This is a genomic window from Streptomyces flaveolus (assembly GCF_000716535.1).
GTDB classification, from domain to species: Bacteria; Actinomycetota; Actinomycetes; order Streptomycetales; family Streptomycetaceae; genus Streptomyces; species Streptomyces flaveolus_A.
The window spans coordinates 19,019-30,824 of record NZ_JNWV01000062.1 but is presented as its reverse complement, the minus strand read 5'-3'; the positions used below and the strand labels follow the sequence as shown (position 1 = coordinate 30,824).

The following is an 11,806-nucleotide window of genomic DNA, read 5'->3' as shown; positions in this document are numbered from 1 at the left end:
GCCCTCGCTCCGCTGCGCGCCAGCTGAGGACCTCGCCGGCCTCGGCCGGCGACACCCCGGTCACCGTCGTCCGAGAGCGGAGGACGACGGTGACCGCTGACGGCCGGGGCCGCTCCACGGAGGACGGGAGCGGCCCCGGCCGGCCATACGCGGTGCGGCCACCTCGCACGGCACCCGCCGGCCAGAACGCCCGGCAACCGGGCAGGCCGGCGCTCACAGGTTTCCGCGTCGCCCCGGTAACGGTGCGTCCCGGGCGGTCCGAGCCGGACCTCGCTGATCGCCGGAAAGGCCTGTCGACGGTCACCTCGGCCGTCACCGCGACGGCCGCCGAGTACGGCGGTCCCCCGACGCCGGGGCCGACGAGGGCGACCCACAGGACGACGCCCGTCTCCCCGCGGAGCAGCATGCGGGCCGTACCCCGGTGGCCCTCCGCGTACTGACGCGCACCCGCGACCAGCCCGATGTCGTGGTCCACCACCTCACCCGCCGTCCGGCGCGGGCGGCCTCGCGTGTCGTGAGGCCGACGGAGGCGACCTCCGGGGCCATCCGGTGACGCTCGGGGTCCAGGGCGAACCAGTGCCCGGTGCGCGGGACGCAGGACCCGTGGCCGCGCCTCGGCTAGTCTGTTTAGTAGACCGGTCGTCTTCCACGCCGGCACCTCGTTCTGGCCCCGTCCTGGCCGACAACACACACTCAGGAGCAGCATGTCCACGTACCGAGCCTTCGAGGCGACCGGTGTCCACAACCTCCGGCTGGTCGAGCGTGAGCTCCTCGACCCCCAGCCCGGACACGTCCGGCTGCGGGTGGAGGCCTGCGGTGTCTGCCACACCGACGTACTGGCCATCGAGGGCCTGCGCGCGGACCCCTCGCAGCCCGTCGTCCCCGGGCACGAGGTCGTCGGTGTCATCGACGCCGTCGGCGCCGGCGTCACCGCCTGGCAGCCCGGCGACCGCGTCGGTGTCGGCTTCCTGAACGGGCACTGCGGGCAGTGCGAGCCCTGCCGGCGCGGTGACTTCGTCAACTGCCTGGACCAGCCGCAGACCGGAACGACCACCGACGGCGGCTACGCGGAGGTGGTCTACGCCCGGGCCAGCGGGCTCGTGCGCGTTCCCGACGGCCTCTCCGCCGTCGACGCGGCGCCGCTGCTGTGCGCCGGCCTGACCACCTTCACCGCCCTGCAGCAGGGGCACGCCCGGGCCGGTTCCCTCGTCGCCGTGCAGGGCATCGGCGGCCTCGGACACCTGGCCCTGCAGTACGCGCGCAGCCTCGGCCACCGGGTCGCCGCGGTGGCGCGGGGCGAGGAGAAGGAGGCGCTCGCCCGGAAGCTGGGCGCCGACGAGTACATCGACAGCACGGCCGTCGACCCGGGCGAGGCCTTGCGCGACCTCGGCGGCGCCTCGATCATCGTCGCCACCGCCACCAGCGGCGCGTCCATGAACCCGCTGGTACGGGGCCTGGCCCCGAACGGCACGCTGGTCGTCGTCGGTGCCGCACCCGACCCGCTGACGGTCTCGACCCCCGACCTGATCTTCGGCACGCACGCCATCGTCGGCAGCCTGACCGGTTCCGCCGTCGAGAACGAGGACAACCTGGCCTTCAGCCTGGCCCACGGCATCCGGCCCAGCGTCGAGGTCGTGCCCTTCGCCCAGGCCATGGAGGGGTACGAGCGGATGCTTTCGGGCAAGGCCCGGTTCCGCGTGGTCCTGGACACCGCGGCCTGAGTCACCCCGCCGCCCGCGAGGAGTGCGGCCCTCGCGGGGGCGGGCCGTGCGGGGACGGGCCGTGCGGGGACGGGCCGTGCGGGGACCCCGCCCGCACGGGTTCCCCGTCCTGCCCGCCCCCGCACGGCCCGCCCCCAACCGCCCCGGCGGGTCTCCTCATGACCTTGTGTGAAGAACGTCAGAGAGAACACCCCCGCGGAGACACACGGTCCGTGCGGCCCGTATCGGCCTGCTGTCCGTCTCGCTCGGCACCGCCGGTCTCGACAGGGCCTGGCAGTCGGCGGCGGCGGTCCGTCAAGGTGCCCTGCCGGTCAGCGCCGTGCTGTACGCGGTCAGCGGCCTATCTGGGTCGTGCTGCCGGCACAGTACGTGCGTCACGGCGGAGCCGGGTGGCGCAGCCTCCGCCACGACGTCCGTCGGTACGCGCTCCGCGCCGCGCGGCGGCGGAGCGCGCCCGGTCACAGCTGACCGGCGAGCCGTTCGAGGGTACGGCCGACGCTCTCGGCCCTCGCCTCCCGGTAGCCCGTACCGGCCCACAGGTGGATGAGCCGGGTGTCGCCGGCGGCGATGGCCGCCTTGCGCAACGGGGCGGTGAGATGGTGCAGGGCCGGATAACCCACCGGGGCGACCGCGTCGTACCGCTCGATGAACCGGTTGCGCAGGCCGCGTGCGGGGCGTCCGGTGAACGCACGGGTCAGTACGGTCTCCGTGAAGGCCGGGTCCGCCAGCGCGGCCTTGTGCGGAGCGGCGGCCCCGCTCTCGTCCGTACGCAGCAACAGGGTGCCGACCGTGGTGGCGTCCGCGCCGGCGCGCAGCGCGGCCGCCACGTCGGCGGGGCCGGCGATGCCTCCGCCGGCGACGATCGGCAGTGCGGTGCCGCGGCGGACGTCGGCGATCAGATCCGGCAGCGGCACGGGGGCGGGCAGTGTCTCCGGGGTGAACGTGGCCGAGTGCCCGCCCGCGGCGGAGGCCTGCACGACGAGTCCGTCCACTCCGGCCTCAGCCGCCTGCCGGGCCTCGTCCGCGGAGGTGACGCTCTGCAGGACGATGGTCCCGGACCGGCGCAGGGCCTTGACGACCGCGGGATCGGGGACACCGAACGTGAACGAGACCACCGGCACCGGCGACGCCGTGAGCAGATCGATCTTGTTCGCCCAGTCGTCGTCGTCCGTCACCGGTTCCCCGGCGTCGAGCACGATCCCGTAGCGGTCGGCCTCCGGCTGGATCACCCGGGCGTAACGGCGGTAGTCCTGCGGCGCCACGGGGACCGGGGCGGGGACGAAGAGGTTGACGCCGAAGGGGACGTTCTCCGCCCGGACGGCGTCGATCTGCTCCGCGAGCGCCTGCGCGGGCCTGTAGCCGGCGGCGAGGAAACCCATCCCTCCCGCACGGGCGGCCGCCGTCACCATCGCGGGGGTACCGGCTCCGCCGGCCATCGGGGCGGCGAGGACGGGCAGTGAGACTCCCAGGCCGTCCAGCAGTCGGTTCATGTCGGCTCCCTCTCCTCCGGCCGCGGGCGGTCACCCTTGCCCCGACCTACGTGACCGTAGACGCCGGGAGGGACAAGCTGAAATGCCGGTCGCGTCGCCATCATGCACGACGGGCATCGCCGACCGGCCCACATCTCCTTGACAGGTCAAGGAGATGTGTTTTTACTTGACTGCTCAAACCCGAGCAATTCCTACTTTCCTTCCGCGCCCACCATGCGAGCAGTACGTGACCTATGACATCGGTTCCGACGGCGGGGAGGCCGGACGGGAGACGGACGCGGTAGTGCGCTACGCGATCCTCGGTCCCGTGCGCGCGGCGCGCGGCACCGACGAACTCGATCTGGGCCCTCCCAAGAGGCTGGCCCTCTTCGCCCTGCTCGTGCTGCGCGCGCCCGGCCCTCTGACACTGAGCGAGGCGATCGACGTCCTGTGGGACGACGAGCCGCCGGCCAGCGCGGCCAACGTGGTGCACCGGCACATCGGTGCCCTGCGCAGAACGCTGGAACCCCAGCTGCGCAGCCGGTCCGACGCCAGGCACCTCGTGCGCGCCGCCGACGGTTACCGGTTGCTGGTCGACACCTCGAACTCCGATCTCCTGCGCTTCCGTGACCTCTGCGCGCAGGCGCGGCTCGCGGTCAGGGCCGGCGACCCCGCGCGGGCCGCCCACCGCTTCGTCGAGGCCCTGCGGCTCTGGCGCGGGCCCGTCGTCGCGGACGGCAGCCTGGTGTGCCGGCATCCGGTGTTCACGGCGGTCGGGCACGAGTTCGTGGCGGTGGTCAAGGAAGCGTCCGACGTCGTCCTGACCGCGGCACCCGCGCTGACGGAGGACCTGCTCACCGCACTGCGCCAGGCGTTGGACGGCCATCCCTTCGACGAAGCCGTGCACGCCCGCGTGATCGCCGCCCTGGCCGCCACCGGGCGGCAGGCCGAGGCTCTGCGGCAGTTCGACGGCATCCGCCGCCGTCTGGCCGACGAACTGGGCGTCGACCCCGGTCCCGAACTGCGAGCCGCTCAGCAGCACCTGTCGCAACGCAGGCTCACCGCGCCCGTGAAGGGGCCGGCGGACCCCGTCCCGGCCGCGCCGGCGCCGTCGCAACTGCCTGCGGACTGCGTGTCCTTCGTCGGCCGGCGCTCGGCGCTCGACCGGTTGCTGGAACTGCTGCCCTTGGAGGGGGAGAGCCCGGCCCCGCCCATCACCGCCGCGATCTGCGGCATGGCGGGAGTGGGCAAGACGACCCTGGCCGTGCACGTCGCCCACCTGGCGGCGGCACGCTGTCCCGGCGGACAGGTCTACGTGGATCTCCGGGGCCACCACGCCTCGCAAGCGCCTCTCGACCCCGGTGAAGCCATGCGCACGGTGCTCGAAGCGCTGGGCATCGAAACGGTTCCCGCGCAGCCGGGCACCGCCGCGCTGGGCTCCGCGTACCGCAGGGCCCTGGCCGGACGCCGGCTGCTCCTCGTCCTGGACGACGCCCGTGACAGCGAACAGGTCCGCCCCCTGCTGCCCACCACACCCGGGTGTCTGACGATCGTCACCAGCCGTCGGCGGCTGGAGGGGCTGGCCGTGACGGACAACGCCCGGATCGTCACGCTCGACCCCATGACCCGGTGGGAAAGCCTCGAACTGCTCGAACGCCGGCTGGGCGCGGACCGGCTCAGGGGCGAGCGTGCCGCGGCCGAGGAGATCGTGGAGGTGTGCGGCGGACTGCCGCTGACGCTGGCCGTCGCCGGCACCCGGGCGCTGCTGCAACCGGCGTTCTCCCTCGCCTCGCTCGCCGCACGGCTGCAGGACGGCCGAGGCAGCCTCGCGGCCCTGTCCACACGGGATGTCCGCACCGATGTCAGGAGTGCCTTCACGGCCTCCTACCAAGCGCTGAGCCCCAGCGCCGCGTCACTGTTCAGGCTGCTCAGCCTGCACCCCGCGCGCGACATCACCGCACCGGCCGCCGCCAGCCTGGCCGGCACCGGCGTGCGGGACACGCACTCGGACATCGCCGAGCTGACGGACCACCACCTGCTCGCCGAGCTCGTACCGGGCCGGTACACGTGTCATGGACTGCTGCGTTCCTTCGCCGCGGAACTCAGCTCCCGGTGCGATCCGGCCGGCGTGCGCTCCGCGGCGCGCGCGAGGATGGTCGAGCACTATCTGTACAGCGCCGACGCCGCCACCGCGCTGCTCGCCCCGCACCGCAGGGCCCTGGTCCTGCCGGCCCCGCGCCCCGGGGTACGGCCTGCGCAGTTCCACGACAGAGCGCAAGCCGCGGAGTGGATCATCGCCGAGAGACATGTGCTGCCGTCCCTCGTCGAGGACATGGGTCTCCTCTCCGGGGGCGAGACGTTCCGCCGGCAACTCTGCTCAACGCTGCGGACCTTCACGCACCGCGTCGACCGCTGACCGTGAGGCGGCTCCGCGGCCACGCCTCAGGACACCTCGAGCCGGTACGGCGCCACGGAGTTCGCGCGGAGGTCGTGGTGCCTGGGCTTGACCGTTCGTCCGCCCGACCGTGTGCCGTGGGGGGCGGGGTAATGGTCCCCCACGCCGTTCCGGTGTGTCGCCGCGCTGCCGCCGCGGGGTGCGACCACCCGGCGGCCGGATCGTGACGGTCGTGTGGAGACGGCGGTCCGGCGGCGTGAACCATGGCCGCCGACACCCTCGTTTGTCTCTAGTAGCACGCCGACGCCGAGTCGCTGCACCGACACAGGAGGAGCGGAAGGGTGGACACGTCTCCGGGAGACAGCGTGGAAGAGGTTCTTGCCGACTTCGCCCGGCGGTACGACGCCGTGGCCCGGGCCGAGGAGGAGTTGCGGACGCTGTCGGTGACGGCCTCGTCCGCGGACGGCGTGGTGGAGGCCACCGTGTGCGCCGACGGGCGGACGTCGGCAGTCCGTTTTCCCACCAACCGGTTCAAGGAGATGTCCGGCCAGGAATTGGCCGGCAGCGTCCTGGCGGCCCTGACGACAGCCCGGGCGGAGGTGGACCTGCGCGCCTCCGCGATCGCCCTGTCCCCGGCGGCCCAGGTGCCGGGATGCGCTTCGCCGGACACGTGTGACGACCCGTTCCCCAGTGGCCCGGCGACACACACCCCGCCCCACACGTGCTGGCGTCGGCTGGTGCGGGAGGCCCGGACGGTGTCCGGCCGTCTTGGCGCCGTCCCCGATCGGGCCGGCGTGCCGGGCCGCCGTGCCGCGCCGGAACAAGCGCTCTCCCCGGGGCCGCTCTGGGGAAAGCTGCTGCCTGGCGTTCCGCCCGCCCGGCCGACCTCCCTGCCCGCGGAGCTGTCCGAAGCGGTCGTGGCGCTGGGTCAGGCCGTATGCGAGTCCGCCGGAGGGCGGTGCGCACCTGACTGGCGGGGACGGCCGGACACGGCGGAACCGTCGGAGGGCGACCGCACCGCGCCGGACACCGTCTGACCGTGGCCGGCTGTTCGGTCAGGTGACACGGAGTTCCTTCATGACGCAGCAGACGGTTGCCTCGATGCCCCGCTGGAACGCCTCGGCGCCGTGCTCTCGTGCATGGGCAGGCGCTGGTGTGCCAGGAGACGGTCCCAGCCGTGCTCCCGCCTGACCACGGTGGGCCCCGTTGTCCACGCCCGGGTCGACGACTACCGGGAGGACGGGCTCGCCGAGTTCGATGGCGTACTCGCACGCGTCACGGCCGTCGACGCCCAGTCGACCCCGCCGTCGGTGAGGCGCATGAGTGCCCGCGCTCGACCCGGTGAGGCGGAACCGTGCACCGCGCTCGCGGCTCCGGCCGGCTCCGGCGTATCCGCCGTGCGGCGGCCTCACGCAGCGGTCGCGGTGTCCTGTGCGGCGTGGGCGAGGACGGCGGCCCGGGCCGACGCTTTGGCCGCGTCGACGACCGCGCGGTCCTGCAGCAGGCGTCCGGAGGCGAGAGCGCCGTCGATCAGCAGCCCGAGGTGTACGGCCAGCGCGGCCGGCTCCGCGGCCCCCGCCGCACCGGCGAGGCTGGTCAGCCACTCCTGGCGGCGCCGGGTGTGGGCGACGGTGGCTGCGTGGGCCTTGGAGTCGAGTTCGGCCTCGACCGCGGCGCTGATGAAGGGGCAGCCGAAGAAGCCGTGGCGGTCGAAGGAGGCCTGCAGCGCGTCGAACAGGCCCACCAGCTGCTGGGCGGGATCGGGTCCGGCGGCCTCGGCGGCCGCCTGCAGCTGCCCCATCCACGAGTCGTCCGTGCGCCGCAGGTAGGCGGCGATCAGATCATCCTTGGTGCGGAAGTGGGCGTACAGCGTCGACTTCGCCACCCCGGAATCCGCGATGACCTGATCCACCCCCACTCCCCGCAGTCCGTGCCGGTGGAAGAGGCCGGCCGCCGTGTCGAGAATCCTCTGCTCGGTGTTCGTCTTGCGTACGCGCGTCGCCATACAAGACAGACTAGTCCGTTCCGATCGCCGCCCGGTAGCCGTTGCAGCCCTTAATCAGACGGACTAGTCTGTTCGATTAGCGGCGGCTTCCCGTTGCCGCGAACGACGTGTGAGGGATGATGCTGTGATGCGTGCCGTGGTGTTCGAGGAGTTCGCCGGTCCGCTCGAGTTGCGGGAGATCGACCGGCCGACGCCCAGGGAAGGGCAGGTGCTGGTGCGGATCCATGCCAGCGGAGTGAATCCGCTGGACACGAAGATCAGGGCGGGCCGGGCGGCGCACGCCCGCGTGCAGCCCCCGGCGGTACTCGGCATGGACCTGGCCGGCCGGGTGGTGGAGACGGGGCCCGGAGTGGACGGCTTCGCGGTGGGCGACGAGGTGTACGGCCTGACCGGAGGCGTCGGTGACCTACAGGGCTCGCTCGCGGAGTTCGCGGCGGTCGACGCGCGCCTGCTGGCTCACAAGCCGGCCACGCTGTCGATGCGTGAGGCAGCCGCGCTGCCGCTGGCCGTGATCACGGCTTGGGAGGGCCTGGTGGACCGGGCCGGCGTGCGGGCCGGTCAGAAGGTTCTGGTGCACGGCGGCGCCGGCGGCGTGGGCAGCGTCGCGGTCCAGATCGCCGCGGCCCGCGGCGCGGAGGTGTTCGCGACCGCATCGGGTGCCAGGGCACCGCTCGTCCGCCGCCTGGGGGCGGTACCGATCGACTACACCAAGGTGCCCGTGGAGAGGTACGTCGCCGAGCACACCGGCGGCGCCGGGTTCGACATCGTCTACGACACCGTGGGCGGCGCGGTCCTGGACGCCTCCTTCGAGGCGGTGCGCACCTACACCGGTCATGTGGTCAGCTCGCTGGGCTGGGGCACCCATGCGCTGGCACCCCTGTCGTTCCGGGGAGCCACCTACTCGGGCGTCTTCACGCTGCTGCCGATGCTGACGGGCGAGGGCCGCGAGCATCACGGTGAGATCCTGCGCGAAGCCGCGGCGCTGGTGGACGAGGGCAGGCTGCGTCCGCTGCTGGACGAGACCCGCTACGGCCTCGCCACGGTGGCGGAAGCCCACCAGGCCGTGGAGAGCGGCACGGCCGACGGCAAGGTCGTCGTCGACATCGAAGCGTGACCTCGCCTTCGCACACGCCTTGCGGGCCTGCTCGACAGCACGGGTTCACGACGCGGCCGGGCGGGGCGCCGGAGTGCCGGCCCGTAGGACACGAAGTGGGCCGACAGAACCGGGTCCCCGTGCGGTCGTGTGCGGGGCCACGCGTCAGCGGCGGGGGCGGCCATGAACGCCAGGGACGCGAGGGCGTGCGAACCGCGGCTGCCCGGCTTTCCGCCGATCCCACCCGTGGAGAGGCGGTCCCGTACCGGCGGGGCAGCGGAGCCCGGCGTGCGGGCCGGCGGAACGCCGGACCGGGTCCGGCACTGGTGCCCTCTCCGAGAGCGGCCACGTCCGCCCTCCGACCTGCGTCGTACAGGGCCGCGACGTCCTCAGGGCCGACAGGAGGCACGTACCGTACGTCGTCGGTGAGGCGCGATCCGGGGACCGTCATGTGGGCAGAAGGATGGAGGGACACCCCGGGCCGGTGCGCTGGGCCACGACAACCGTGACACGGCCCCCGAACGCAGACAGGAGACCGCCAGTGACCGACATAACCCGGGGTCGCGACTGGACCCGTATGCAGCGCGCCGACTTCGACGACTCCGCCCCGCTCGACCTGGTCGACCTGACCGACGCGGCCGTGTGCCGGCCCGTCCCCGCCGTGCCCGACGAATGCGGGACACAAGCACTGTTCGGGAAAGACCCCAAGCCCGAGCGTCCCCGCCGCACCCGCAGGCCCGCCCCGCCACCCACCGAGAACACCGACACCTTGTTCTGAGCCAGTCTTCGAGTGCAGGCCTGAGACTCCGGGCGCAGTGCCGAAAGGAACCGCGCCGCCCGTCCGCTCGATAGGCGCGGCAGTCATCATCCCGGACTGCCGCAAGATCACGCCGACTGAAATGGCGTCTAACAACGGCTAACAGAATGAGTTGAGTTGTCGGTGGACAGCAGGCCAGCTTGAGGAAGGCTTCGTGGATGTCGGCTCGGCGTTCCCAGCGGACGCGGAGGCGGCGGAAGCCGTGGAGCCAGGCGAAGGTCCGCTCGATCACCCAACGGTAGGTGTCCAGGCCGGTGCCGTGCCGGATGCCGCGGCGGGCGATGGCGGGGACGATGCCGCGGGCACGGACCTGGTCGCGGTAGATGTCGTGGTCGTAGCCGCGGTCGGCGAACAGTGAGTCCGGCCTGCGTCTGGGGCGTCCCGAGCGGCCGTGGACGGGCGGGACAGCGTCCAGCAGTGGCAGCAGTTGGGTGACGTCGTTGCGGTTGCCGCCAGTGAGGAGGACCGCGAGCGGGGTGCCGTGCCCGTCGGGGATCAGGTGATGCTTGGAGCCGGCCCGGCCCCTGTCGACTGGCGACGCATGGGGCCGGACGGCAGGCAACTTCGACGGCGGCTTTCTCGCCAGCGGCATCGCCTGCGTTGCAGCCCAGTTGGGCGGTGGCCGACTTGTGGCCCGCATCTCCTGAGGGCATGAGGGCATCACCTGATCGACAATGGCACCGCCCCTCCATCCGGTTTTGGGGGCGGCGCCGCGGCGGCCCGGACGATGGCCCGGGGCGTGGAGGCGGACCGTCGGTGCCGTACACGGGGACGGGCCGGTTATGCGGTGAGTTGTGCCGGGGTCCCTGGAGTCGGGTCCGCCCCGGCGGACGGCCGACTCAGCCCGCCGGCGACAGAACCAGTGCGGCGCTTGGGAGCGCAGCGGAGCCGGCGCTCGCGTACGGCGGCGACGGCTTCGGGCAGAGGGACGCGGAGGACCCTGAGGTCCGCCTCGGACGGCTCCGCAGCGGTAGGACCGGATGCCGGCTGGTCGACGCGCCACGGACAGGTAGCGCTTGTCGTAACGGGCGACGAGCGCACCTTCGTCGGAGACGACGTACAGGCTGTTGTGCGGCCGGTGAGGCGGCGTCAGGGGGTGGAGTGAGCCGAAGACCACCCACAGTTCCAGCTCCCCGGCCAGGTCGGCGACCGATTGCGCCTGGCCGCGCATGACACTCCGGTCGACGCGGCTCCAGTCCGCGGCCGCGAGCGGGCCGGGCGGGCCGGAGGACATCGCATGCTTGCCGGGGTAGGTGATGGCGCCTTCCGGGAACTGCACCAGCCTGGCGCCGGCGGCGCTGGCTTCCCGCATCAGCCGCCGGATCTCCGTTCCGCTGGCGCGCAGGTTCGCGGAGTCGGTCGGGTCTTCGGGCACCGTGCTCTGCGCAACCGCCAGCCGCAGTCCTTCACGCATGACGCCACGCCGCTGATCCGGAGCGTGCCATCGGGCCCCTCCTCAAAAATCCACGTCCATGTCATCGATTTCCACGTCCGACAGTCCGGTGGCGCGGGCGCCGTCCAATGAGACCGAACGAAGCAGCGTGGTTGTCACCGGCAAGGCACTCAGCTTGTCACAGCCGCTCACTCAGCAGCCTTTCCGTCACCGGTCCCGCGAGCAGCGCTTGGAGGGGTGCGCGGCCGTAGGCGCTCGCCCTGCGGTCCGAACATGACCAGGTACTCGACCGGACCGCTGGCGCTGGCGTTCGCCACTCCGTGCGGGGTGCGGGTGTCGAACTCGGTGACGTCCCCGGGGGTCAGGATGAGGTCTTGGTCGCCGAGCACCAGCCACAGTCGTCCGTACAGGACGCACAGCCACTCGTAGCCGTCGTGGGAGACCTGCCGGGGCCGCGCGGGCGGGTCCTTGAGGGCGGGCAGGACGTGCTTGTGGGCGTGCAGGCCGCCGACGTACCGGGTCAACGGCAGCACCGCCTTGTCGTCGCCGAAGCTCAGCGGCGCCGTAGCGCGCGGCTTGGCCGCGGGGGCGGGTGCCGTGCCGGCCAGCTCGTCCAGGGAGACGCCGTACTCCTTCGAGAGCTGCAGCAGCACCTCCAGGGTGGGCTTGCGTCGGCCGGTCTCGATCCGGGACAGCGTGCTGGGCGAGATGCCGGTCGCGCAGCTGACACCGGCGAGCGTCGCGCCGTGGTGTTCGCGCGCGGCCCGCAACCTGGGCCCCATCGCGGCCAGCGTGCCGTCCACGTCGTCGGCTGCCACCTTTCACGCTCCTCCTTGCCGTGCCGATCCACCGCTCTGTCCTGCAAGGTTGCCAGAACGGCAAGGCTGATCGCGCCGGGCGGGTGCTGCGCCGC

The 11,806-nt window shown here is 72.9% G+C and carries 8 protein-coding genes and 2 pseudogenes; 5 read left to right on the top strand and 5 right to left on the bottom strand.

The genetic code is table 11. The annotated features are described in order from the left end of the window. Positions 1-704: 704 nt before the first annotated feature. Positions 705-1,721, top strand: a complete 1,017-nt coding sequence (locus tag OO52_RS42500) for an alcohol dehydrogenase catalytic domain-containing protein (protein ID WP_030657769.1) — start codon at positions 705-707, stop codon at positions 1,719-1,721. Positions 1,722-2,179: 458 nt separating this feature from the next. On the opposite strand, the gene OO52_RS42495 is transcribed toward OO52_RS42500, so the two are convergent. Then, a complete protein-coding gene (locus OO52_RS42495; protein WP_030657771.1) occupies positions 2,180-3,211 on the bottom strand; it encodes a nitronate monooxygenase in 1,032 nt (343 codons plus the stop codon). A gap of 226 nt (positions 3,212-3,437) precedes the next feature. Between OO52_RS42495 and OO52_RS42490 the strand changes: the two genes are divergently transcribed. Further along, on the top strand, positions 3,438-5,606 hold the full coding sequence (locus OO52_RS42490; RefSeq protein ID WP_234339962.1) for an AfsR/SARP family transcriptional regulator: 2,169 nt from the start codon (positions 3,438-3,440) through the stop codon (positions 5,604-5,606). A 344-nt stretch (positions 5,607-5,950) separates the two neighbouring features. Beyond that, positions 5,951-6,622, top strand: a complete 672-nt coding sequence (locus tag OO52_RS46330; RefSeq protein WP_051819055.1) for a YbaB/EbfC family nucleoid-associated protein — start codon at positions 5,951-5,953, stop codon at positions 6,620-6,622. Between the two features lie 371 nt (positions 6,623-6,993). Here the strand turns inward: OO52_RS46330 and OO52_RS42480 are convergent, their stop codons facing one another. Then, positions 6,994-7,590, bottom strand: a complete 597-nt coding sequence (locus OO52_RS42480) for a TetR/AcrR family transcriptional regulator (RefSeq protein ID WP_030657776.1) — start codon at positions 7,588-7,590, stop codon at positions 6,994-6,996. Positions 7,591-7,717: 127 nt separating this feature from the next. Here OO52_RS42480 and OO52_RS42475 point away from each other — a divergent pair, with 127 nt between their 5' ends. After that, a complete protein-coding gene (locus tag OO52_RS42475) occupies positions 7,718-8,704 on the top strand; it encodes a zinc-dependent alcohol dehydrogenase family protein (protein WP_030657778.1) in 987 nt (328 codons plus the stop codon). 520 nt (positions 8,705-9,224) lie between these two features. Continuing rightward, a complete protein-coding gene (locus tag OO52_RS42470) occupies positions 9,225-9,461 on the top strand; it encodes a hypothetical protein (protein ID WP_234338046.1) in 237 nt (78 codons plus the stop codon). Positions 9,462-9,630: 169 nt separating this feature from the next. On the opposite strand, the pseudogene OO52_RS54865 reads toward OO52_RS42470, so the two are convergent. The 3 genes and pseudogenes from OO52_RS54865 to OO52_RS42460 all read right to left on the bottom strand — a co-directional run. Further along, a pseudogene (locus tag OO52_RS54865) lies at positions 9,631-10,503 on the bottom strand (IS5 family transposase); the annotation flags it as partial. Positions 10,504-10,515: 12 nt separating this feature from the next. After that, positions 10,516-10,914 (bottom strand): annotated as a pseudogene (locus tag OO52_RS54860) (nitrilase-related carbon-nitrogen hydrolase); the annotation flags it as partial. Between the two features lie 167 nt (positions 10,915-11,081). Then, complete coding sequence (locus tag OO52_RS42460) at positions 11,082-11,711, bottom strand: helix-turn-helix domain-containing protein (protein ID WP_030657782.1); 630 nt, start codon at positions 11,709-11,711, stop codon at positions 11,082-11,084. Positions 11,712-11,806 lie beyond the last annotated feature (95 nt).

What these genes read in the sequence shown, in the direction of transcription:
- OO52_RS42500 (WP_030657769.1), top strand. Translation starts at nt 705, where the DNA reads ATGTCCACGTACCGAGCCTTCGAGGCGACCGGTGTCCACAACCTCCGG.
- OO52_RS42495 (WP_030657771.1), bottom strand. Translation starts at nt 3,211, where the DNA reads ATGAACCGACTGCTGGACGGCCTGGGAGTCTCACTGCCCGTCCTCGCC.
- OO52_RS42480 (WP_030657776.1), bottom strand. Translation starts at nt 7,590, where the DNA reads ATGGCGACGCGCGTACGCAAGACGAACACCGAGCAGAGGATTCTCGAC.
- OO52_RS42475 (WP_030657778.1), top strand. Translation starts at nt 7,718, where the DNA reads ATGCGTGCCGTGGTGTTCGAGGAGTTCGCCGGTCCGCTCGAGTTGCGG.